Annotated in this window: 18 protein-coding genes; 12 read left to right on the forward strand and 6 right to left on the reverse strand. The window is 40.3% G+C overall.

The genetic code is table 11. The features are described from left to right. The first annotated feature begins 171 nt into the window (after window positions 1-171). Window positions 172-918 carry a type I methionyl aminopeptidase gene (gene map, locus EHS13_RS06995; protein ID WP_155699651.1) on the forward strand — a complete coding sequence of 249 codons (747 nt, stop codon included), beginning with the start codon at window positions 172-174 and terminating at the stop codon, window positions 916-918. Between the two features lie 49 nt (window positions 919-967). On the opposite strand, the gene sspI is transcribed toward map, so the two are convergent. Further along, window positions 968-1174 carry a small acid-soluble spore protein SspI gene (gene sspI, locus EHS13_RS07000; protein WP_155699652.1) on the reverse strand — a complete coding sequence of 69 codons (207 nt, stop codon included), beginning with the start codon at window positions 1172-1174 and terminating at the stop codon, window positions 968-970. Window positions 1175-1289: 115 nt separating this feature from the next. On the opposite strand from sspI, the gene EHS13_RS07005 reads away from it, so the two are divergent. The 5 genes from EHS13_RS07005 to qoxD all read left to right on the forward strand — a co-directional run bounded on the left by EHS13_RS07005 (window position 1290) and on the right by qoxD (window position 6536). Continuing rightward, on the forward strand, window positions 1290-2108 hold the full coding sequence (locus EHS13_RS07005) for a TrmH family RNA methyltransferase (protein WP_155699653.1): 819 nt from the start codon (window positions 1290-1292) through the stop codon (window positions 2106-2108). A 672-nt stretch (window positions 2109-2780) separates the two neighbouring features. Then, complete coding sequence (qoxA, locus tag EHS13_RS07010) at window positions 2781-3704, forward strand: cytochrome aa3 quinol oxidase subunit II (RefSeq protein WP_155699654.1); 924 nt, start codon at window positions 2781-2783, stop codon at window positions 3702-3704. Between the two features lie 3 nt (window positions 3705-3707). Continuing rightward, window positions 3708-5657: a cytochrome aa3 quinol oxidase subunit I gene (qoxB, locus tag EHS13_RS07015; protein ID WP_155699655.1), complete on the forward strand. Its 1950-nt coding sequence runs from the start codon at window positions 3708-3710 to the stop codon at window positions 5655-5657. Further along, the gene (qoxC, locus tag EHS13_RS07020) at window positions 5654-6250 is read left to right on the forward strand and encodes a cytochrome aa3 quinol oxidase subunit III (protein ID WP_155699656.1); all 597 of its coding nucleotides are present in this window, start codon (window positions 5654-5656) and stop codon (window positions 6248-6250) included. Before qoxB ends, qoxC begins: the two co-directional genes overlap by 4 nt. A gap of 1 nt (window position 6251) precedes the next feature. Beyond that, entirely contained in the window at window positions 6252-6536 is a 285-nt protein-coding gene (qoxD, locus tag EHS13_RS07025; protein WP_155699657.1) for a cytochrome aa3 quinol oxidase subunit IV, read from the forward strand. 50 nt (window positions 6537-6586) lie between these two features. Here the strand turns inward: qoxD and EHS13_RS07030 are convergent, their stop codons facing one another. Both EHS13_RS07030 and EHS13_RS07035 read right to left on the reverse strand, forming a co-directional pair. Further along, window positions 6587-6805, reverse strand: coding sequence for a hypothetical protein (locus tag EHS13_RS07030; RefSeq protein WP_155699658.1), 219 nt, complete (start codon window positions 6803-6805; stop codon window positions 6587-6589). 126 nt (window positions 6806-6931) lie between these two features. Beyond that, entirely contained in the window at window positions 6932-7477 is a 546-nt protein-coding gene (locus tag EHS13_RS07035) for a TlpA family protein disulfide reductase (RefSeq protein WP_155699659.1), read from the reverse strand. A 269-nt stretch (window positions 7478-7746) separates the two neighbouring features. Between EHS13_RS07035 and EHS13_RS07040 the strand changes: the two genes are divergently transcribed. Genes EHS13_RS07040 through EHS13_RS07060 form a run of 5 tightly spaced genes read left to right on the forward strand, consistent with a single transcriptional unit; the run spans window position 7747 to window position 18250 of the window. Then, the gene (locus EHS13_RS07040) at window positions 7747-8265 is read left to right on the forward strand and encodes a hypothetical protein (protein ID WP_155699660.1); all 519 of its coding nucleotides are present in this window, start codon (window positions 7747-7749) and stop codon (window positions 8263-8265) included. Beyond that, window positions 8265-8963 (forward strand): ABC transporter ATP-binding protein, encoded by a 699-nt coding sequence (locus EHS13_RS07045; RefSeq protein ID WP_155699661.1) that lies wholly within the window; start codon window positions 8265-8267, stop codon window positions 8961-8963. The genes EHS13_RS07040 and EHS13_RS07045 overlap by 1 nt, the downstream gene beginning before the upstream one ends. Next, the gene (locus tag EHS13_RS07050) at window positions 8950-10170 is read left to right on the forward strand and encodes an ABC transporter permease (protein ID WP_155699662.1); all 1221 of its coding nucleotides are present in this window, start codon (window positions 8950-8952) and stop codon (window positions 10168-10170) included. Before EHS13_RS07045 ends, EHS13_RS07050 begins: the two co-directional genes overlap by 14 nt. An 18-nt stretch (window positions 10171-10188) precedes the next feature. Continuing rightward, entirely contained in the window at window positions 10189-11298 is a 1110-nt protein-coding gene (locus EHS13_RS07055) for a HupE/UreJ family protein (RefSeq protein ID WP_155699663.1), read from the forward strand. Next, the gene (locus EHS13_RS07060) at window positions 11237-18250 is read left to right on the forward strand and encodes a cadherin-like beta sandwich domain-containing protein (protein WP_155699664.1); all 7014 of its coding nucleotides are present in this window, start codon (window positions 11237-11239) and stop codon (window positions 18248-18250) included. Before EHS13_RS07055 ends, EHS13_RS07060 begins: the two co-directional genes overlap by 62 nt. A 256-nt stretch (window positions 18251-18506) precedes the next feature. Here the strand turns inward: EHS13_RS07060 and EHS13_RS07065 are convergent, their stop codons facing one another. Next, complete coding sequence (locus tag EHS13_RS07065) at window positions 18507-18938, reverse strand: SRPBCC family protein (protein WP_155699665.1); 432 nt, start codon at window positions 18936-18938, stop codon at window positions 18507-18509. 283 nt (window positions 18939-19221) lie between these two features. Between EHS13_RS07065 and EHS13_RS07070 the strand changes: the two genes are divergently transcribed. Continuing rightward, on the forward strand, window positions 19222-21048 hold the full coding sequence (locus EHS13_RS07070) for an APC family permease (protein ID WP_155699666.1): 1827 nt from the start codon (window positions 19222-19224) through the stop codon (window positions 21046-21048). Window positions 21049-21177: 129 nt separating this feature from the next. On the opposite strand, the gene EHS13_RS07075 is transcribed toward EHS13_RS07070, so the two are convergent. Together EHS13_RS07075 and EHS13_RS07080 are read right to left on the reverse strand one after the other, a co-directional pair. After that, window positions 21178-21618, reverse strand: a complete 441-nt coding sequence (locus tag EHS13_RS07075) for a hypothetical protein (RefSeq protein WP_155699667.1) — start codon at window positions 21616-21618, stop codon at window positions 21178-21180. Between the two features lie 124 nt (window positions 21619-21742). Further along, entirely contained in the window at window positions 21743-24031 is a 2289-nt protein-coding gene (locus tag EHS13_RS07080; protein WP_155699668.1) for a sensor domain-containing protein, read from the reverse strand. Between the last annotated feature and the right edge of the window lie 9 nt (window positions 24032-24040).

Genomic DNA, 24040 nt, shown 5'->3' on the forward strand with positions numbered 1-24040 from the left:
CATTAGAGAAAATCACATCATTAATAACGAAATTATTTCGCTGATTGCTGGGGTAAACTAATTACTTCTAGACCATCAGGCTTATTTCCGGCTGGCTAGTGGCAATTCGTTGCCCATTGGCGTATATTTGTTAGTAAAAGTTCTTCATTTTCGTCAAGCTGAGGTGTTTAGATGATCATTATTAAAACCAAAGAAGAAATTAATTTGATGCGTGAGGCGGGGATTCTGTTAGCGTCCTGTCATCAAGAAGTGGCTCAGAGAATTAAGCCTGGTATAAGCACTCATGAAATCGATCAATTTGTTGAGAAATATTTGCTTGATCATGGAGCAACAGCGGAACAAAAAGGGTATCACGGTTATCCTTTTGCTACATGCGGTTCGGTGAATGATGTTATCTGTCATGGGTTCCCAAATAAAGAGCCTCTGAAGAATGGTGATATTGTAACCATTGATTTTGTAGTTAATTTAAATGGATGGCTAGCCGATTCGGCATGGTCGTATCGCGTTGGCCAAGTGTCTGATCAGGCGGACGAACTGTTAAAAGTTACGGAAGCGGCTATGTATAAGGGGATTGAGCAAGCCGTGGTCGGGAATAGAATCGGAGATGTATCCAATGCTATCCAGCGATTTGCTGAGAAAGCGGGATATTCCGTAGTACGTAATTTCTGTGGACATGGCATTGGCCAAGATATGCATGAAGCGCCACAAGTGGCACATTTTGGATTGCCCGGACAAGGAGCGCTTCTCAAAGAAGGCATGGTTTTGACGATTGAGCCGATGCTGAATGTGGGCAGTTTTCACTGTAAGATCGATTCGGATGGTTGGACAGCACGAACAAAGGACGGAAAATTATCCGCCCAATACGAGCATACCCTTGCAATCACTAAAGATGGCCCCTTTATTCTCACTAAGCTTTAGATATGATTGATAAAGCGCAAACTGCCTTAGCTTAAGGTGGAGCGCTTTTTTATTCGGTTAAATTATTCTTGAGCGTATCCGACAGCTGTTTTTGAACATCCTGCTCACTATGCTCCCAGATGACTTCGAATAAAACGCCAAGCCCAGGCAAAGCCATCTCATCTCCACCAATGGAATCATCGATGACTTTGGCAATTTCTTCACTGGATTTATCTTGTACTTTTTGTAAAATAGCCTGTCGTAAATTTAAATTCATTCAAGTCCATCCTCCACTTTCATGATTGATTGTCTTTGCTAATATGCTCAAGTAGGCGTAGGATTATGCTTTTGGTATACTGTATAAAATGAGTAAAAAGTTGAGGAGTTTTCCGATGAATAAGTATGATTCCAACAAACCCATTCAAGAAATTACTTCTATAAATAATCCGAAAATAAAGCTCTGGAGCCAGTTGCTGACTAAACGCGGTCGAGAAGCACAAGGGAAGTTTATTCTAGAGGGAATTCATCTGGTTCGAGAAGCTTTGCAAGCTGATTTGAAGCTTGAGGTCATCCTGTTTTCTTTAGAAAAAGGTTATCCGGATGAGTTGTCATTAGCTGGAGATTTATTTATTGAAATCATTGGCGTAAGTGATGCTGTATTGGCAAAATGCTCAGATACTCAGACTCCTCAAGGAGTGCTTGCTGTGGCTTTAAAGCCTGAGTGGTCAAAGGAACGGTTGCTCGAGCAAGAAAATGGACTCGTTATTGTTATTGATGGCGTTCAAGACCCTGGGAATTTAGGGACCATCATTCGCAGTGCGGATGCAGTAGGGGCGACTGGAGTTGTATTGGGTAAAGGCACAGTCGATTTATACAATCCGAAAACGATACGTTCTACTATGGGCTCACTTTTTCATTTGCCAATTTTAGAATTTGATTTACTGGATTTACTGCCTCTAGCCCGTGATAAAAATATAGAGATAGTCGGCACAAGTCTCCAAGCTGACCAAAGCTGCTATGAGCTAGATATGACTCAAACCATTTGGTTTATTCTCGGTAACGAAGGCAGCGGGGTATCCGCATCAATTCAACCATACATAAGTCAGCAGGTTATTATTCCTATGAGGGGTAAAGCAGAATCACTTAATGTCGCTATGGCGGGAACTGTGCTTTTATTTGAGGCTGGACGTCAGCGGGGGTTACACAAATAATAAAACCTGTCCTGTGTGAGTTGTAATTCAGATTGTCACCGTTTGTAACGTAGTTTGTCACCGATTTGTAACGTAGATTTGTCACAACTTAGTCAGTTAGAATGAGGGGAAAGCCTTGTAATATAAGGCTTTTTTTTCTTATGGGTTTTCCCTCTAGTGTTCTCAATTCTATTTTTATTAGTTTAATATAGGTACATCGAACGAGCCGACACTTACTTTAATCTGCATACAGAAACAGGCGGTATCTTTTGCAGATATTTATAGCGATTTTTTCTAAATTTGCAGCTATGATCGTTCGGGCATTAGGATTGAAAGCACATAACGGCTCGAGTGGTAATCTTGCATCGGGATGGGCGAGGGCTAGTATTGCAAATTGTTGGATGCGGAAATAGCCAAGGAAAAAAATACTCATTTCATGCAGGATAATCTCTTGCATGGCTTTTTTTTCTGAAATTTAGGTAACAAAACGATTAGGTGAATGTGACGAATTAGTAACAATAAACCACGACTTTATTTGAGAATTAAAGCTTTTTGAACAAATGATGACGGCTTTGAAACAACTATGTGACAAAATTCACATCATTCTGTGACATCCCTTAAACTCTATTGTTTTATTGTTTATGCATAGCTATTCTGAGATTGTGAAGTAACGATTCAGGAAGGAGTTCTGCAATGAAATTCAAATGGGCTTTACTGGCATTCATTTTTACTGCCGTTACAAGTTTAACTGGTTGCGGGAAATTAGCGGTATTGGATCCTAAAGGACCGCAAGCTCAAAGACAAGCTGATGACATTATGCTATCGATTGGGCTAATGGCGGTTATCGTCCTTATTGTGTTCATAATTTTAGTATTTATGTTAGTTAAATACCGTGCATCCAAGCAAGCGGATGATTATGAGCCTCCTCATATCGAAGGAAGCAAGGTTGTAGAAGCAATAGTCATTGGAATTCCCATTCTTATCATCATTTTTCTTTCAGTGGTCTCTGTTAAGAGTAATTATATTGTTGAGGCAGCACCTCAAGGGTACGAGAATCAGAAACCATTAATTGTCTACGCTGCATCCTCTAACTGGAAATGGCATTTTAGTTATCCCGAAGAGAATATAGAAACCGTGAACTACTTGTATATTCCAACTAATCGCCCACTTGAGTTTAAGCTATACTCTTACGGGCCGATCACCAGTTTCTGGATACCGCAATTAGGCGGACAAAAGTATGCGATGTCTGACATGGTTAACACGCTTCATTTGGCAGCTGATGTTCCAGGTGAATATATGGGGCGAAATGCAAATTTTAGTGGCAAAGGGTTCGCTGAGAATACGTTCAATGTCAAAGCCATGTCTGAAGATAAGTTTCAGGAATGGGTTGACGAGGTAAAACAAACCGCTAAACCTCTTACCGAGCCAAAATTCAAGGAGTTATTGGAGCCAGGCAATCTTGGACAGTTAACATTTACCGGGACTCATTTAGAATTTATGCCAGCACCGGAAGGCATGCATCATGGATCAAGCAATATGGATGATATGGATATGGATGATATGAACATGGACACTGACACTAATTCCGAACATGTACAACACGAAGGGGGGCATTAAAGCATGGAATTCTTTGAACGTTTTGCTGTACCCCACCCAAGTCCAGCCATTTATGCGTCAATGGTAGCCATAGGTCTTACAGTCATTGGGATCCTTTTTGGCTTAACTTATTTCAAAAAATGGGGTTATCTTTGGCGGGAATGGCTGACAACGGTTGACCATAAACGAATTGGCATCATGTATTTGATATCCGCTCTGATCATGCTGTTCCGTGGTGGTGTAGATGCATTGATGATGCGGGCGCAAACGGCTGTGCCGGATAATACATTGTTAGATGCCCAGCATTATAATGAAGTTTTTTCAACGCATGGGGTCATTATGATCATCTTTATGGCTATGCCATTTATCTATGCCTTAATGAACTTTGTGGTTCCCTTACAAATTGGAGCACGTGATGTAGCTTTTCCACGCTTGAATGCACTCAGCTTTTGGCTATTCTTCATGGGAGCCATGCTGCTCAATATATCATTCGTCATTGGCGGTTCCCCTGATTCAGGCTGGACTGCATACTTTCCGCTCTCAGGAAATGAGTTCAGTGAATCTGTAGGGACAAATTATTATGCTTTTGCACTTCAGATATCGGGTATAGGTACATTAATATCCGGGATCAACTTTATTACGACCATTCTAAAAATGAGAGCACCTGGCATGAAGCTTATGAAAATGCCAATGTTCGCTTGGTCTGCCTTAACTGCCAATGTAATTGTCGTGTTTGCCTTCCCGGTATTAACGGTAGCGCTGATCATGATGACTATGGATCGATTATTTGGAACATTCTTCTTTGCGACAACAAATGGCGGAATGGATATGTTATGGGCGAATCTATTCTGGATTTGGGGTCATCCGGAAGTTTATATCTTAATTTTACCTGCATTTGGTGTATATAGTGAGATTATCTCTACCTTTGCACGTCGCAACCTGTATGGTTATAAATCAATGGTAGCATCGATGGTGCTCATCTCTTTCTTTTCCTTCTTGGTATGGACGCACCATTTCTTTACGATGGGGCAAGGAGCACTAACCAACAGCATTTTCTCCATCACCACAATGGCCATTGCAGTCCCGACCGGGATCAAGATATTTAACTGGCTGTTTACGCTTTGGAAAGGGAAAATTGTGTTTACCGTGCCCATGCTTTACGCAATAGGCTTCATTCCGATTTTTACAATCGGCGGGGTTACCGGGGTTATGCTTGCTATGTCGGCAGCTGATTATCAGTACCATAATACCATGTTCCTGGTTGCTCATTTTCATTACACCATTATTCCTGGCGTGGTATTCGCTATGATTGCTGGGCTCACCTATTGGTGGCCCAAAATGTTTGGCTTCATGCTCAATGAACGTATTGGCAAATGGGCGTTCTGGTTCATTGCAGTCAGCTTTAATTTAACCTTCTTCCCTATGTTCCTTACGGGTTTAGACGGCCAAGCACGTCGAATGTATACTTACTCCGAATCAACTGGATTTGGGCCGCTCAATATGCTTTCTTTTGTCGGAGCGCTTGGTATGGCGATAGGTTTTGGATTAATTGTATACAACATTTATTACAGCGTTCGTTATGCTTCAAGAGATATAGGGCCAGATCCATGGGATGCGCGTTCCCTTGAATGGGCTACTCATAGTCCCGTCCCAGTCTATAACTTCGCGATTACACCAAAAGCTGAATCCATTGAAGCGTTTTGGGATTTCAAGAAAAAAGGCCACGACCTATTTCCAGGCGAATACAAAAAAATTCATATGCCGAATAACACCGGTGCACCGTTTATAATGAGCTGTTTGTTCTTTGTATGGGGATTTTCATTTGTGTTCGGGATTTGGATTGTTGCGATTCTCGCTACACTCGGTATTTTTGCTTGTTTGGCTTACCGTTCATTCAGTAAGGATCACGGTTATTATATCTCCGTAAAAGAAATTGAAGAAACAGAAAATAAATTGCGAGGTGCCAATCTATGAAAATCGATCACTCGCTGCCGCTTGAATACAGCACAGAACAAAATCAGATCAATATTCTAGGATTCTGGATTTTTCTCGGAGCTGAAATTATGCTGTTTGGTACTCTATTTGCATCGTATTTCACATTAGTGGATCGAGGAGCACTTGGGCCAACGGGTAAAGAAATTTTTGAGATCACCCCAGTACTCATAGAAACCATTTTGTTATTAACAAGCAGCTTCATCATTGGTCTTGGCATTCATGCCATGAGGATTGGCAACAAGAAAGCCATGATGGTTTTCTTCGGGATCACTCTTCTGCTTGGTGCAGGCTTCCTGACTGTCGAAATATTTGAGTTCATTCATTATGTTCATATTGGAGCAGGACTGCAAACCAGTGCATTTACAGCAATCCTGTTAACCACATTGGGGACACATGGAGCGCATGTAACATTTGGTCTGTTCTGGGGATTATTCATCTTATTGCAGGTGAAGCGAGACGGGTTGACGCCAGAGACAGCTAATAAGTCGTTCATTTTCTCGCTTTACTGGCATTTCTTGGACGTAGTGTGGATATTCATCTTCAGCTTTGTCTATCTGAAAGGAATGATGTAGCATGAAAGAGCTATTCCCGCGCAAACAAGTCATGGGATTTGCATTCTCGTTGATCCTTACTGCTATTGCTCTTGCCGTTTACTTCTTGGACTTGTCATTCAGTATCGGGATGACCATACTTCTTGTAACAGCATTCATACAAGCAGGTCTTCAACTCGTAGTGTTTATGCATGCGGGGGAAACAGGTGATAGAGGACCTATCTACACGAATATCTATTTTGCATTAGCCATAGCATTAATTACTGTTTTCGGTACATTGTTATGTATGGTTTGGGGTTTTGTGTGACTCTAGTCTAAAAAGGAGCGCCAGTAAAGGCGCTCCTTTTTACCCTCAAATTAACCTCTCCCGGTCTTTCCTAACATCTCTTCCGTGGCTACAAAAAACACGCCCATCAAAAAAATTACGACTGCTCCCACAATCGTCCCAATGCCAATTGGTACCAAGTGGCTATAATTACTGCCAAAAAGACCCAGCATAAAAGTGATAAATCCTATTAAAAGTAACGAAATACCTACAAACTTTACTGCGTTTAGTATTTGCGTATTATTTTCCAACTTAGATCACTCCCTATACTCTATATTATTCACGTTGTTCACAGAATCGTCAATCTTTTTTTATGAAATGTATAAAATATAAATATTGATCATCCATTGAAATGGGGGCAGCGATGTGAGTCGTGGTTAATCCGCACTATCTATCAATTTTTGAATATGCTTTTCAAGTTGTTCTGGCGGGAGTAGATGAATGGCTTCCTTCAGATTTCCTTTTTTGTCTATAAGAAACGTAGTGGGGATAAAAGCGACTCGAAAAGCCTTTGCTGCATCGCCCTTCGAATCGAGTAAAATCGGGAAATTCAAATTATTAATCTCGTTAAATTTGTGAACTTCTTTCAGGCTATCTTTCATCGTAATGTTCACGGCATATAAATCCAATTGCGACTGATATTTATCGTATATTTTTTGTAATGCCGGAATTTCTTCTTGACAGGGGATGCACCAGGATGCCCAGAAATTAATGATTAGAGGTTTCACCCTCGAGCCACCTAGCTGATATTCTTCTTCATCTAATCCCTTTAACAAAATGGAGGGAACCCTTCCATCATTACTCAAACTTTTAGCTGCTGTTAAAGATCTTTGAATATGCCTTTTTGTAAATGTTTGATAACTCACATATAAAACGAGTGTTAATAGCATAACTATCACAATGATTCGGAACATGCTTTTCATTTAATATCTTCCTTTGCTGATAATGTGAAATTTAAGGGAGTTGCTGGATCTAATAGGTGAAGTCTATCACATCCAACATAGCATATATATACTATAAAAATGTAAGCGCGGGACATTTTACAACTTAATAATATCTTAATATTAAGTTAACGTTCGCATTACAATTGTTTAATACTATATAGATTGATGATGTAACATATGAATATTTAAATCAATCAGACTGTTGTGCTCATTGAAGAATAGAAGGGGCGAAATAGGAGGCAGACAGCATGAGAGATTTACACAGCAAGAGGATTATATGGTTTCTTATTATCATTGTTTTAATAGGATGCTTATTCGGATGTGGACAAAACGGAACGGAGCAATCGATATCTAGAACAGCCGAGCCTTTCACACCAGTTGCTGTTCAAGCAAAGAAAGATTACCAAAAACTAGTTTTTGATGATTTTTATTCTGACAAAGAGAGTAAGACTCTTTCACCAAAAATATCAGGTATGTCAGGACAACTAGTTCAGATTGATGGATTTATGGCTCCTCCGCTTACGCCGGAATTGGAGTTTTTTGTGCTGACCCGTTATATGATGGAGCAGTGTCCATTCTGCGCCGCGCTTGCTCAGTGGCCAGCCGATATAGTCCTTGTTTATATGCCAGAAGGACAGTCGATGGAAGTTACAGACCATCCGTTAATTGTCAAGGGAAGGCTTGAGGTTGGGGAAGAGACAGACGAACAAACCGGATTTGTCAGTCTTGTAAGGATCTATGTAGAGAAAATCGAGGTACTAGAATAATGCTTTTGATTAAACAACTGGTTAAAACATACTCCAGCGAACATCAGCCCATTACAATATTAACTCTTCCTTTACTTGAAGTATCCGAGCAGCAAAAGGTTGCTATAGTCGGTCCAAGCGGATGTGGGAAAAGCACATTACTCAATATTATTGCGGGAATTGTCCGCCCCTCTTCAGGAGAAGTAAATGTACTAGGTACGGACATTTTGCAGCTGAGAGAAACAAGGATGGACGCTTTTCGCTCCCGTCATATTGGCTATGTATTTCAAAATTTTAATTTGTTGTCTGGTTTTACAGCTTTGGAAAATGTAATGTTCGCTATGCAATTTGCCAAAGTAATTCCCCAAAAAGAACGGAAAGCTCGTGGGCTAGAGCTGTTGGATCGAGTTGGTCTTATTCACCGTTTGAATAATAAAGTGAACCGACTTAGTCAAGGCGAGCAGCAGCGCGTAGCGATTGCGCGAGCACTTGCTAATAAGCCACCTCTTGTTTTGGCGGATGAGCCTACCGCAAGTCTAGATTCCGATAATTCAGCCTTAGTGTTCAATCTCCTTGTCGAAATGTGTTCTCAGTTTAACTCTGCGCTAATTGTCAGCACACACGATATAGATATGGCAAATCAAATGGATTATATTTTTCATTTGAGAAAGCGTTCTGAGTCCGATGATGTGGAGGCTATGAGCGATGTCTTTGCTTAATATCGTTTATCGTAATCTGTTAAACCGGAAGCTGCAATCCATAGTCACGATCATCATTGTTGCAGTTGGGGTTGCACTGTCCCAAAGTGTGATGTTAATATCCGACGGCATGAAGGAAGGTATGAAGCAGACAAGTGGTCCCTACGGTATGTTAGTTGGATCTAAAGGCAGCTCAACACAGCTGGTCATGAACACCATCTTCCTATCGGATACCCCGCTTGGAAATCTGGATTATGCATATTTTGAAAAGCTGCGCAGCGATGCCAGAGTCAGCCAACTCGTGCCATTCGGCATGGGAGATAATTATAAAGGGTTTCGTATTATTGGAACCAATATGGATTTTTTTGAAATAAGAGAAAAGTTAAGTGATCCGCCTTACTTTCGCTTGAAGGAAGGGAGATCTTTTAAACAGCCGTTTGAAATTGTACTCGGTGCCGAAACCGCGCGACAAGGGAATCTAAAAGTAGGGGATACCTTTATTGCAAGTCATGGCGCTGTGGCTACTCAAGGGGAAGAAGAGCACCATAATGAGAATCCATATATCGTGGTCGGAGTTCTTGCAAAAACCTTTAGCTCGGCTGATCTTGGTATTTACACACCTTTGGAAAGCTATTGGATTAGTCACACCCAGCCTGAATCTATGGATTTGAATAACAAAGAAACAAAACGAGGAGTGACAGCGATTCTCGTGAAGCCTGACAGTTATGTAAATCTATATGCAATGTACCAGGAAATCAATCTAGGCAAAGATGCACAGGCTGTTTTCCCGGGAAAAGAATTAGCCAAGCTGTTCGACATGATTGGAAGTGGGAAAAAGGTATTAGAATGGATTAGCTATGCTGTTCTGGGCATGGCTGGTTTATCCATCATGCTTTCCATGTATGGCTCCATGCTGGAAAGAAAACGGACCGTAGCTATTCTAAGGGCAATTGGTGCGAGCAAAAGCATAATTCTTGTATTGGTTTTTCTTGAAACATTTGTATTGATTTTGTTTGGTACTTTAGCAGGGGCAGTATTGGGGTACGGTATCGCCACGGTATTTGCTTCTTATATGATCAATGATCATGGAATAGGAATTGTTCCACTCTTCCATTTTAAGCTTTATCCTGTCGTATTTGGTGTCTGCTTCATTGGCATGGCGGGCAGCCTGATTCCAGCATTAAGCGCTTATCGGACAGAAGTGTCCAAATATCTAAATCCACTGTAAAGAAGGAGAAGAGTGAATATGTCAAGTTGCCGTAAAGTAAGTCTCGGTGCGGCTGTATGGCTGTTGTTTATGATGTTGTTCTCCATATCAATAAATACCGTTTACGCACATTTTCAAACGTTTGCTTATTCAGAGATTTCCATTGAAAACAAAACGATTCATTATACATTGTTATTGGATCCTTACGAGGTAGTTATCAGGTATCCCGATTTGGATGCCAATAGTAACGGATATGTAGAGTCTGAGGAAGTCGCAAACTTACAAAACAATTTGTTTGAATATGTAAAATCGAATTTATCGGTTATCAATGAAAAAGTTGCAGGGATTCCTGAATTAAAGGAGGTGAGGCTTGAAGACCGGAAGAAAATCCCTATGCTTCGTTTTGATTTGGAATACCCGTTTTCTAAGCCTATTGGCAACTTCGAAATCGAATATAGTTTCTTTTTCCAAGATACAGATCCGCAGCATCAAAATTTCGTCACTATTGTAAAAGGTGACAAAACTGTGGAAAAGATCATTGACAAAGAACATAATATTTTGACAAATGAGGTTTTTGGAATGAATGAGATTACTGTTTCTATTCCCAATTGGACCAGTATCTTATTGCGGTATATGAGTCTTGGCATGGAACATATATGGTCAGGAATTGATCATATGCTATTTCTGGCTGTTCTGATTATTGGAGGGGGAAGTAAACGGGAATATTTAAAAATTCTTACAGCGTTTACGCTTGGCCACTGTATCACATTGGGGTTATCCGTTATGGAAGTTGTTGTCATTTCCCCTAAAATTATCGAACCTTTGATCGCATTGAGCATTATTTATGTAGCCGTAGAGAATATCATTTGGAAGAGGCTGCAGTGGCGTTGGCTGGTTACCCTTATTTTTGGTTTAATTCATGGCTTTGGGTTTTCCTACATCCTCCAGGGGATGCTGACCAGTCATTTTGCTTTGTCGCTGGTTTCGTTCAACCTAGGTGTTGAAATAGGACAAATTGTTGTGCTCGCTGTTCTATTGCCGCTGGTCTGGTACTTGGCCAAAAAGAAGTGGTTGTTAAAAACAAGCTATGGCATATCTGGAATTGTTGGAGCTATTGGAGTTTTTTGGTTTATTGAACGGGTTTTATAAAGAGATAGATATTTTGGATACGATAACTGGAGGAGAAACGCACAACATGTTAATATCAATTCGAAAAAAACTAAAGAAATTGCTGCCTGTGCTGCTTTCCATAGGTCTTATGCTGCAAATGGTTCCGCAAGAAGTCTCATCTGCTAGCGATGTAACGGCCGGGGTGAGCAACGCACTGCTTAATTTTACATATCCTGCAGCTAAAACTAAGGATATTGCTAACGGGGAGCAATATTATTATGCAGCAAATAGTAAAGCAAAGGTAGTTTTCTCGAGTAAAAGTGTAGGTAACGATGCTGCCGGTTCCTTATACGCTAAATACATGCCTGTCGATTTCGTGTTGAATGATACGAACCATAAAGAAACGCTCGACTGGACGGAGTTTTTCTTGAGCGATACGATGTCGGATACTTGGAATAATAACGGAAAGCTGCTCGATTTCAGTTCGATGGATGTGACGAACGGAAATAAACTGGTGGCAACCGGTGCGGCCCAGGCTAATTCGAATTTAGGAGCCAAGGTAACTTATAAACTGCTTCCTGATGCACCAATCATGCAGATCATTGTTCACCTCGATAATAACGGAACCAGTGATTACAATGGATACTTGAATTATCAATTTGATAATGATGTAGGACAGCAGTTAGCTTACGCTCCGGGATTGAATTTTTCCCCCACATCAGGTGGTTCACCGAGTAAATTGTTCTCTTCCGGATGGACAGGCAATTATTTGTATGACGGTGATAACACGGAAACTGGAGTTCCCGCTCACGGGATTGCCTGGTATGAGAATGAACCTACTGGCTTGAACGCTCAAGGTTACATATCAGGGGTTTGGTTCGACGCCAGTGTCAAAGCAGGCAACAGCCGAGATATCGTTGTTTATCACATTACCGACTACCCTAGTGGAGGATCACAACCATATTCCAAAATCGCTGATTGGGCTGCAAAAATCCCCACACTCCTGAGTGATGAGGAAGAAATGGCAACAGTCACAGGTACGGTGTATGATTCGGATGGCTACGGTGTTAAAGGGGTTAAAGTAACAGCAAGGAATATTAGTGCGCAAGCGCTCAATTCCGCTACAACAGATAGCCAAGGCGAATATACCATGATGCTCCCTGTAGGTACTTATACGCTGACAGGCAGCAGAATGGCTTTTAGCGATTCCTCCAATTCTGTGGAAATTGCAGATATTAATAGTTCTTATAAGGTTAATTTGTATATGGAGGCCATTGAAGTATTGGCTAGCACGGGTAAACAAATACCAGGCGGCTTATCTGAAGGAACCGCAAATGATATTATTCTAGAGAATCAGAAAATGGCTTTGACAGTGGCAAAAGAATTCAATGACACTCAATTACCAGGTGCAACACTCGGAAAACCAATCGATTTAGCGGTTCAGGGAGGGAATGACGGTCTTGACTGGATCAACCTGCCCTTAGTGAGTCGAGACCAGCCTTTAATCAAAGATTCTTGGAATATTTTAACAGTTAAGAATCAAAGTGTAGAGATTGTGGAAAATTCAAATATCCAATCGGTCGTGAAAACTAGTGGTGTCGTGGATGACGTATACACCCCTTTTCCAATTGAGACGACCTATACGATAAAGCCAAACGAAGATTGGGTCTATGTGGAGAGCGTCATTACGAATTCGTCCAATCAACCGCAGACCGTATGGATCGGGGACGCGATGGATGTTGATGGGAGTACCAATGCATCTTATGTGCCGGGAATTGGTGTTGTTTCAGGTAATCTCGATCCAATTGCTGGAAGCAAGCCTAGCTTGCCTTGGATTGCGATGTATAACGGCGATGATCCTGAAGCGTTTGGCATTATGTATGAAGGTGATTTTGCAGAAGGTTTTAGTGCTATGGGTTTCGAGCAATGGTTGGGGAGTCAGAAGCAAGTGACGATACCAGCAAATGGAAATTACAAGCTGCAGCGTTATTTGGTAGCCGCAAATACTAATAGTTTTGCCAACAAATATGAAGCTGTCAATGCGGTTTATGAAGAGCTGCTTAAACAGAAAATGGGAGTCGAAACCAACCTCCAGTTAACTCCCTCAGGCATAATAACTCCTGGAGTTGAAGTGACAGCACGGGTCACCGTGACCAACAGCTCTGCGGAGTCAGTCGATGGGTTGAAAGCCAGCTTACGTCTATCGGCCAATCTAACGACGACTAAAGAGCTGGAGCAGATGATAGGGACAATTGCGCCTAACAGCACTGTGACCGTGGAATGGCCTTTAAGCTCTTTGGAAGGCGGACGGGGAACTGCAAGCGTAGATGTCAAGAAGCAAGATAATATCTTGTCTACCCAGTCAAAAAGAATTTTCATTGACGGAACCGGATGGTATTCAGGGGATAACCATTCCCATAGCAAATGGAGCGATGGCAGTGGAACGATTCATGATAATTTTACATCTGCGAGAAACAAAGGTTTGGACTTTTTGACAGCGACTGATCATAACAAGATTGGTCAACAAAACGATGTTGCTTTAGAAAACAGCGATGATTTTGTAGCTTTGTGGGGAGAAGAAATTTCGACATCAGGTGGACATTCCCTCGCATATAACATCAACGGACTCATTGATTGGAATAAGCCGGCACAGCAATATATCGACGATACGAATGCCAGCAACAACGGGCAAGGCATTCACTATATCGCACATCCATTTTATCCTGGACTGGAGTGGGATAACTGGGATGTTGATAATTTCACAGGGATCGAAGTATGGAACGGATTTTATCCACCTAAACACCCCGTCAATTTGCAAGCTGTTGCCAAATGGGATGAACTGAACAAACAAGGCAGACACATCTATGGGATATCGAACTCCGATGCCCATAATCCAGGCAAAGTCGGAGCGAATTACATCAGAGGCTATATGCCAAAGCTCGATAAAGAAAATATCATGGATGTACTTAAAAACGGAACGTACTATGGAACCAACGGTCCCCATCTAACCTTTAACATGAACGGAAAAATGATGGGTCAAGATGTAGCTGTTCCACATAATGGCGATAGCGCTACTTTAGATTTCACAGGCTATTCGGAGCAAGGTTTGACGACAGTGCGACTAATCAAAAACGGGGATGTCGTACAGACATGGACGCCAAATGGAAACGATATCGCTGAACAACTCACTGTACAAGTAAATTCAGGGGATTTTTTCCGGATGGAGCTTGAGGGGAATAACGGAAAGTACGCTTATTCCAATCCAATATTCATCGTCGAAGATAATAGAAATGATGATTCTACATTGAAGCAGTTGAACCTGAGTGCAGGCAACTTGAACCCAGTGTTCAATGCTAATTCAACAGAATATACAGTTAATGTTGGTAATAGTGAAAAAACTATCACAATTACACCAGCAGTCAGCAACATTAAATCATCATTAGTAGTTATGGCAAACGGCGCAACTGTGAACACAAGTAGCGGTGCATATGGTCCAATCAGCCTTAACGAAGGACACAATACAATCACCTTTGAAGTAACAGCGGAGAACCAGACGAAGAAAACATATACGGTTGTAGTGAATCGTGAGGAACTGGTACTATCTGGTGATGCTACACTCAAGCAACTGACATTGAGCGAAGGCAGCTTAACGCCATCTTTTAAAAGAGATGTAATAAACTACAACGCAAATGTAGCTAATACAGTTAGCAGTTTGGCAGTTACCACATTGGTTTATGATGAGAATTCTTCCCTCATTGTCAAAGCGAATGGAAAAGTGGTAAGTGTTGTTGGTGGAGCATATGGTCCAATCGGGCTAAATTTTGGCGACAACACGCTGACCCTAGAAGTAACAGCGGAGAACCAGACGAAGAAAACTTATACGGTTGTAGTGAATCGTGAGGTTCCGATTCAATCTGATGATGCTACACTCAAGCAACTGACAATAAGCGAAGGTAGCTTAACGCCATCTTTTAAAAGAGATGTAATAAACTACAACGCAAATGTAGCTAATTCAGTTAGCAGTTTGGCAGTTACCGCATTGGTTTATGATGAGAATTCTTCCCTCATTATCAAAGCGAATGGAAAAGTGGTAACTGTTGGTGGCGGAGCGTATGGTCCAATCGGGCTAAATGTTGGCGACAACACGCTCATCCTAGAAGTAACAGCGGAGAACCAGACGAAGAAAACATATACGGTTGTAGTGAATCGTGAGGATCTGGTACTATCTGATGATGCTACGCTCAAGCAGCTGACAATAAGCGAAGGCAGCTTAACGCCATCTTTTAAAAGAGATGTAATAAACTACAACGCAAATGTAGCTAATTCAGTTAGCAGTTTGGCAGTTACCGCATTGGTTTATGATGAGAATTCTTCCCTCATTATCAAAGCGAATGGAAAAGTGGTAACTGTTGGTGGCGGAGCGTATGGTCCAATCGGGCTAAATGTTGGCGACAACACGCTCATCCTAGAAGTAACAGCGGAGAACCAGACGAAGAAAACATATACGGTTGTAGTGAATCGTGAGGATCTGGTACTATCTGATGATGCTACGCTCAAGCAGCTGACAATAAGCGAAGGCAGCTTAACGCCAACTTTTAAAAGAGATGTAATAAACTACAACGCAAATGTAGCTAATACAGTTAGCAGTTTGGCAGTTACCGCATTGGTTTATGATGTGAACTCTTCCCTCATTGTCAAAGCGAATGGAAAAGTGGTAAGTGTTGGTGGCGGAGCGTATGGTCCAATCGGGCTAAATGTTGGCGACAATATAATCACCTTTGAAGTAACAGCGGAGAACCAGACGAAGAAAACATATAGGGTTGTAGTGAATCGTGAGGTTCCGATTCAATCTGATGATGCTACACTCAAGCAACTGACAATAAGCGAAGGCACCTTAACGCCATCTTTTAAAAGAGATGTAATAAACTACAATTCAAATGTAGCTAATACAGTTAGCAGTCTGGCAGTTACCGCATTGGTTTATGATGAGAATTCTTCCCTCATTGTCAAAGCGAATGGAAAAGTGGTAAGTGTTGTTGGCGGAGCATATGGTCCAATCGGGCTAAATGTAGGCGACAACACGCTGACCCTAGAAGTAACAGCTGAGAACCAGACGAAGAAAACATATACGGTTGTAGTGAATCGTGCTCTATCCCATGACGCAACACTTAAGCAATTGCAATTAGACAAAGGATCGATAGAATTCTTGGCAGATAAATTAGAGTATGCGGTAAGTGTAGGTAATAGTGTGAGTAAGGTTACTGTTACTGCAGCCGCATATGATACACATGCTGCTCTTGAAATTAATGATGTAGCAGTCAGTAATAAGCAGATAGATCTAGTTGAAGGAATAAATACGATTAAGGTTAAAGTAACGGCGCAAGATGGGACAGTCCAAACCTATACATTAACAATTACACGTGTTCTTTCTCAGATAGTAACCGATAAGCCAGTTCCCGTTTCTACAGTTCCATTAAGCTTAAAGGTACCAATTGAAGTAGTCGATGCACGAATTCAAGCTGCACCTACTACAAATGGGAATACTAAACAAGCTACATTGCCATTTGTGGAGGCGTCTGTAGATACGTCGCTGGGGAATGTTAATGTTTCATTTCCTTCTGGAGTAACGATTTCCGCTCCTTCTACTTGGGACGGAACGATTAAACTTCCAGCGGTACAAGCGAATAATAGTGTATTCATCAGTAATTCCAATGTAAGTGCTGTAATCGAAGTTGGAGTAGCAGATATGACACTGACTTTCGATAAGGCTGTAAGGTTGCTTATACCTAACCAGGCGTATAAGTCAGCTGGATTTGTAAAAGAAGGGGTCTTTGCATCAATTGATAATACTATTAGTGCGGATACTCAAGAAGCTGCAGATGCAGATCAAAAAATTGCTGCTGGTGGAGAGGCTAAAATTAATGTTGGGAATGATTTAGTTATTTGGACAGAGCATTTCACCAAATTTGTAAGCTATACAACGAATTCTCCATCTAATCCGCCTAACCCATCTAGCCCATCTCCAGTTGCTAACAAGAATTTGATTGCTGCTTCTGTTGGCGGATCGCTAATTATTAATGGTGTTCATATTACAGTACCTGCTGATGCAATTAATACCGATATTACAGTGACAGTTGATAAAGTAGCCAATACAGTAGATTTAGCTGCGGATGCTCCTTACAAATTAATTAGCGACATCTTCGAAATTAAGAAGGATAAAATGAACGATTTTGTTAAACCTGTATCGATAGGCTTACCGTTCGACGTAACAAAGGTTGATCCTGCGAAGTCAACGATATCGATTTATTGGTTTGATGAAACAGCTAGGAAATGGGTTCCATTGGATAATAGTAATGTAGATATTAAAAATGCAGTAGTATCCGGAACGGTAAATCATTTCACCAAGTTCGCGGTCCTGGCAAAAGCAATTCAAGAGCCAGTCAAGCCTGTTGAACCGACTCCTGTCCCAGTGGTGGATCTCATGGATATTAAGGGTCATTGGGCGGAGAATAGCATTCATGAGCTGATTCAGTTAGGTGCTATCGAAGGCTACCCGGATGGAACCTTCGGTCCAGAGAAAAACATTACCCGTGCCGAATTTGCAGTCGTATTGGTAAAAGCCTTCAAGCTTGCTGAAAAAAGTGGAAAGGCATTTACAGATTCAGCCAACCATTGGGCGAAAAAATCTATAGAAACTGCTGCAGCTTACGGTATCATCACAGGTTATAGTGAAACTTTTTTTGGACCAGATGACTTGATTACCCGAGAGCAAATGGCCGTAATGATTGTACGAGCCGCAAAGCTATCAACTGCAATCAGTACAAGCAGTTTTACAGATATTTCTGATATTTCTGAATGGGCAAATGCAGAAGTGTCTACGGCTATCGCTAATGATTTAATGAACGGATACGAAAATGGTACATTCAAGCCAAGGGCAAATGCAACACGTGCGGAAGCTGTAACTGTTATTTTAAAAGCTATAAGAAAGTAATGCCTAAAGAAGATTAGATATGTAATCAACCTAATACAAAAGATAAACAGATGACTCCTGAATTTCAGGGGTCATTTGTTTACATGTTGTCCTTTTCATTTTCTTTTTCAAATTAAGTTTATACCAATAGGAACTTTGATTAGATGGGAAACTCTATTACGGAGGAGTTGGCAAATAAAATAACCTTCCGAAAGGAAGGTTATAAATAATGTTTCAATAATAAGGATTAAACCAGCATGTCAGATTCGTTTTCCTATTATGCTTTAGAAATTTCGCTATATTTTTTAAAAGTGTCTAGAATCGCCTGCCAGCCTGCTTTTTGCATCTCAGTGGAATTGGTGTTTTCTGCATCAAAAGCTTGGATTACCTTAGTATCGTTTTCTTGACTAATAAAAGTGATCGCAACTTTTCTTTCATCTCCAAGACTATAGGAAATAAACTCACCTAATCTCACTTCATCATAAACTCCACTAAAATCAAACCCAAAGCTACCATCCTTCGCTTCCATTCTTGTTAGAAATTTTCCTCCAACGCGTAAATCATTTTCGGCATTTGGCGCATGCCATTCTTCAGAAGCATAATACCAATTTGTTATATGCTGTGGTTCTGTCCAATATTCCCAAACTTTTTCAACTGGCGCATTTACTGTGGTTTCTACCGTAATTATTACTTTATCACCTGTTCCCATGATACATCTCTCCTTAAATTGGTTTTGTTTTCCTTGTTTGAATATACACCATGTGGAATATTCCTGTCAATGAATACTAATGGTGGATGTAGACTGGTAGATTCTAATAATACGAAACGGGCAGATTAGCGTTTCAAGTTTTTGGAGTTAGTATATTTGATACTTACAATACTGAATTGTTAAGATTCAATAACTATCATCTTCATTAACTTGTATAATAGTAGATAGATTACTATAATATTTATAGGTCTAAAATAATGAAAATTGGTGGTAAAAATTAATTATGGTATCTGCTATTAAAAGATTTTTAATTGGACGGCCTTTAAAATCAACTGAGTTGGGTGAACAAAAGCTAAATAAAACTAAGGCGTTGGCTATCCTTTCTTCTGATGCTTTATCTTCAGTTGCATATGGGCCTGAGCAAATTTTGGTAGTCCTAATAACAGTTAGTGCCGCAGCCTTTTGGTATTCTATCCCTATTGCAATGGGTGTTTTAATTCTCTTATTGGCTCTAATTTTGTCATACAGACAAATTATCTTTGCTTATCCTCACGGTGGTGGGGCTTATGTAGTGGCAAAAGAAAATCTAGGTATATATCCAGGATTAATCGCAGGAAGCTCCTTGTTGGTAGACTATATTTTAACGGTAGCTGTTAGTGTGACCGCGGGCACAGATGCCATTACTTCTGCTTTTCCTAGCTTACATGAGCATAATGTAATTATAGCAATTGTGTTTGTAGTGTTCATTACAACTATGAGCTTGCGAGGGGTCACAGAGTCAGCATCTATATTAGCTTATCCCGTTTATTTATTTGTTCTAGCATTATTCATTTTAATTGGTGTAGGTATTTACAATATCTTAACGGGGCATGTATCAGCTGAATTACATACCTCATTAGGAACTCCAGTAGCTGGGATTAGTTTATTTCTGCTCCTCAGAGCTTTTGCTTCTGGAAGTTCTGCGTTAACGGGAGTTGAAGCTATTTCGAATGCTATTCCCAACTTTAAAGATCCTGCACCGAATAACGCGGCTAAAACGTTAGTTGCGATGGGAACTTTGCTGGCTGTGCTATTTTCCGGAATCGTATTTCTAGCTTATTATTATGGAATTACACCAACTGGAGGGGTAACGGTTGTTTCACAAATTGCTGAACAGACATTTGGACGGAACTTCATGTATTTCTTCATTCAAGGAACTACGGCATTGATCTTAATTCTTGCTGCGAATACAGGATACTCTGCTTTCCCTTTACTAGCCGTTTATTTTGCAAAGGATAAGTTTATCCCAAGAATGTTCACCATTCGCGGAGATCGATTAGGATATTCTAATGGGATTATCGTTCTAGGAGTTTTATCAATCCTATTAATTATTGCTTTTAAAGGGAAAACGGAACATCTCATACCGCTTTATGCAGTTGGTGTTTTTATCCCGTTTACGCTTTCCCAGACTGGAATGGTTGTGAAATGGATTCGAGAAAAGCCGATTGGATGGATTTCAAAACTCATTATTAACACAACAGGAGCATTGATTAGCCTAATTGTCACGATGATGTTCTTTTTAACTAAGTTCACGCAAGTTTGGCCGGTGTTGGTTTTCTTGCCGATAATTATTTTTGTATTTTATCGGATTAGAAAGCATTATGAGTCAGTAGGTGACCAATTAAGACTTGCAAATCGTGAGCCTGCTGTACCTATCGAGGGGAATGTAATTATTCTCCCTGTCGCAGGTATAACTCATGTGGTGGAAAATTCTTTGAATTATGCGAAATCTCTTTCTCCTCATCAGATTATTGCCGTTTATGTTCCGTTTGAACGAGAAGATGAAGCAGCCTTTGAAGAAAAGTGGCACAAATGGCAGCCAGATGTAAGATTAGTAACTCTTCACTCGCCGTATAGAAGCATCATTAACCCTTTGACCAAATTCATTGATACGGTGCAACGCAAAGCGGGTGAATCCAATTATCAGGTTACAGTTATAATTCCACAATTCATTCCCAAAAAGGGCTGGCATAATATTCTTCATAACCAATCCAGTTTATTAATTCGTGCTCACCTGTTATATAGGCGAAATGTAATTGTTACTACAGTGCCGTATCATTTGGAGAAGTAGAGCAATTTGACGAGTCAAGTGACTACTTAAAAGATATCATAAAACATATAAAGTCAGTGTTAAGAGAGTTTGCTCGGTATAAAGATGTTGTTAAGATTTTTAAGACTTTGGGTAAATTGACAGATCCAACTAAAATTGCGATTTTAGTTGGATCTGATGCTTTTCGTTAACCTTTTCCATAAATTTCTGTATATCCGCTGCATTTTCGCATATATCCGTATGCATTAACCAAATAAAACAACTATTTTTTTTGATTGCTGAAATATAAAAAGGATAATTAGGGTTAGACCGAATTAGATACCAGCCTGAAGTAGTATTTCTCCATGTATATGCAGTCTTAAGTGATAAAAGCGAAACCTTTTTCCAATCCTGCTCCTTCTGACTTTTACGTATTGAATTATAAATGTTTTGAATTTCAATAGAATTGGTGGCAGTTTCTTTCCAATTGTTAAATCCAGCTTTATTAACCTGTTTCAGTATTTTGTTCTTTTGATCCCCGAACCAAAACCCATCAACTAGTTGAGAACTTCCTTCCGTTCTCCATACAGCACCAAACCAGCTATATTTCAAAGTAAAAGGATCCAGAAACTGTGAGCCCAACCCAAAGAAGACAGTGGAAGTTGTTTGCATAGTAATCAAACCTTTCTCAATGAATATTTACGGGAATCAGGAGTGATGTCTCACCAAGCTGAAGTTAATGTCCAGATGCTGCAGATAACCTGGATAGCTTTGAAGTTAATCGATCTACAGGAAGTGGTTTGCTGAAGAAATACCCTTGCATCTCATGGCATCCGCTGCTTTTTAAGAATTGGTATTGCTCTTTAGTTTCTACACCCTCTGCAATAACCTCGAGCTTTAAACTCTTAGCCATGGCAATAATCGATTCAGCAATAACGGCATCACCTGCACTATCCGTAATATTGTCAACAAATGTTTTATCAATTTTTAAACGATCTATTGGAAAATTTCTCAGGTAGCTTAACGATGAATAACCTGTTCCAAAATCATCAATGGATATTTGGATACCAAGAAGTTTCAAGGCTTCTAGAGTTTGGATGACCTGTTCAGCATTTTGCATAGCAATACTTTCTGTTATTTCCAGCTCTAGATATTTAGGATTTAAACCTGTTTCTCGTAGTATTTCAGCGACTGTTTGAACAATATTAGACTGTTTGAATTGATAGGCGGAGAGATTCACCGCTACCCGCATGGGTGTATAGCCTGCCATTTGCCATTCGACATTTTGTCTGCATGCTGTTCGAAGCACCCATTCACCAATCGGCACAATCATCCCTGTTTCCTCTGCAAGTGGGATGAATTCAAGTGGGGGAACCAATCCACGGCTGGGATGCTGCCAACGGACTAAGGCTTCGACGCCTGTAATTTGATCAGAAATTAAATCTACCTGTGGTTGGTACATCAAAACTAACTCATTCCTTTCCACAGCTTTGCGCAGCTCTTGTTCCACAGAAAGCTGTTTGGATGCTTGCTCACTCATGTGGTGGTTAAAGAACTTATAGGTGTTCCGACTGGTCTCTTTAGAACGATACATCGCTGTATCAGCATTCATCATTAGTGTTTGGGCATCATTTCCATCGTCAGGATATATACTAATACCAATACTGGCCGTAACAGAGCATTCTCTACCATCAATCAGGATTGGATTATTAATTTCCTCAATAATGCTTCTTGCAATGAGAATTATAGAGCTTTCATCGATTATGTCGGACAGTAAAATAGTGAATTCATCACCACCCATTCGAGCAATCGTTCCAGACCTGCCAATACAATATTTCAAGCGATCTGCAACAGTTTTCAGCAAGCGATCACCAAACGAATGTCCCAATGAATCATTAATATATTTAAATCGATCCAAATCAAGAAATAATACAGCGAGCTTATGTTCAGCTCTTTCAGTTTGTAATAAACCATCTGTCAGCTTATCGATAAACAGACGTCGATTAGGCAAATCCGTAAGTGCATCGTGATAAGCCATGTGATTGATCGTTTCTTCTGCTTGTTTATGCTCCGTTATATCCTTGCCAATAATATAGATACCATCTATTTGATTATTAATAATGATTGGGATAAGTCGTATTTGCAGGTCAACCGAATGCCCTTGCTTGTGCTGGATAGAGATTTCGAAGCTGGAGCTGGTCCCTTTTTTAGCTAATAGATGATAATGAATCACTTTGGAAACTTTACGGCGTCCTATAAAATGGCCACAATTTATGCCAAGTAATTGATTAGAAGAAAACCCAGTTATTTTTTCTGTGGCTGGATTTATCGTCAGAATAATTCCTTCCAAATCAATCGAACAGATTAAATCAGGATTATAATCAACTAAAGATTTATAACGATAGCGACTTTCCGCGAGCAGCTTTTCTGAATCCTTTCGTTCTGTAATATCCCGGATAATGCCACGATAACCTAATGGCATGCCGTTTTCGGATTCACGAATAAGTACGACGGACCCTTCAACTGATTTTCGTAAACTGTCTTTATAGTTAACTTGCCATTCCACACAATTGACTGCAGTTCCTTCATGAGATACCCAGTGAAATACTTGTTTCAGTTTTTGAGCATCCTCTCCATTCATAAATTCAGTAATGTTATGTCCCAGCAGCTCGTTCTGGGAAACGCCTAATATTTCGGCAAGAGAATGGTTTGACTGTGACAGGTTTCCATCCATATCTATCTCGTAATAACCATCTTGAATGCTTTCTAAAGTTGATCGGATTTTATTCTCCTCATGCTTCCAAAAGTTCGCCTCGTTATGAGCGATGTTTCCTAAATAGCGTTGAATGATGAAATAGAGAAAGCATGCGGTAATAAGGATAAATACAATACTAAGCAACGTGTAAGAAATGCCCAAGATATGGCCGACAGGAAACAAACAGGACAAAAACAAATATGCCAATACGATACGTATAGGGATTTTTCTTCCTTCGGATTTATGATTTGATTCTATAAGTTTATCCATTTTAGTTGT

The organism is Paenibacillus psychroresistens, assembly GCF_009728935.1.
In the GTDB taxonomy this organism is placed as follows: Bacteria; Bacillota; Bacilli; order Paenibacillales; family NBRC-103111; genus Paenibacillus_AC; species Paenibacillus_AC psychroresistens.

Bases quoted from the DNA above. Each gene is read 5' to 3' on its own strand.
- map (WP_155699651.1), top strand. From the start codon at position 172: ATGATCATTATTAAAACCAAAGAAGAAATTAATTTGATGCGTGAGGCG.
- sspI (WP_155699652.1), bottom strand. From the start codon at position 1,174: ATGAATTTAAATTTACGACAGGCTATTTTACAAAAAGTACAAGATAAA.
- EHS13_RS07005 (WP_155699653.1), top strand. From the start codon at position 1,290: ATGAATAAGTATGATTCCAACAAACCCATTCAAGAAATTACTTCTATA.
- qoxA (WP_155699654.1), top strand. From the start codon at position 2,781: ATGAAATTCAAATGGGCTTTACTGGCATTCATTTTTACTGCCGTTACA.
- qoxB (WP_155699655.1), top strand. From the start codon at position 3,708: ATGGAATTCTTTGAACGTTTTGCTGTACCCCACCCAAGTCCAGCCATT.
- qoxC (WP_155699656.1), top strand. From the start codon at position 5,654: ATGAAAATCGATCACTCGCTGCCGCTTGAATACAGCACAGAACAAAAT.
- qoxD (WP_155699657.1), top strand. From the start codon at position 6,252: ATGAAAGAGCTATTCCCGCGCAAACAAGTCATGGGATTTGCATTCTCG.
- EHS13_RS07035 (WP_155699659.1), bottom strand. From the start codon at position 7,477: ATGAAAAGCATGTTCCGAATCATTGTGATAGTTATGCTATTAACACTC.
- EHS13_RS07040 (WP_155699660.1), top strand. From the start codon at position 7,747: ATGAGAGATTTACACAGCAAGAGGATTATATGGTTTCTTATTATCATT.
- EHS13_RS07045 (WP_155699661.1), top strand. From the start codon at position 8,265: ATGCTTTTGATTAAACAACTGGTTAAAACATACTCCAGCGAACATCAG.
- EHS13_RS07050 (WP_155699662.1), top strand. From the start codon at position 8,950: ATGTCTTTGCTTAATATCGTTTATCGTAATCTGTTAAACCGGAAGCTG.
- EHS13_RS07055 (WP_155699663.1), top strand. From the start codon at position 10,189: ATGTCAAGTTGCCGTAAAGTAAGTCTCGGTGCGGCTGTATGGCTGTTG.
- EHS13_RS07060 (WP_155699664.1), top strand. From the start codon at position 11,237: ATGGCATATCTGGAATTGTTGGAGCTATTGGAGTTTTTTGGTTTATTG.
- EHS13_RS07065 (WP_155699665.1), bottom strand. From the start codon at position 18,938: ATGGGAACAGGTGATAAAGTAATAATTACGGTAGAAACCACAGTAAAT.
- EHS13_RS07070 (WP_155699666.1), top strand. From the start codon at position 19,222: ATGGTATCTGCTATTAAAAGATTTTTAATTGGACGGCCTTTAAAATCA.
- EHS13_RS07080 (WP_155699668.1), bottom strand. From the start codon at position 24,031: ATGGATAAACTTATAGAATCAAATCATAAATCCGAAGGAAGAAAAATC.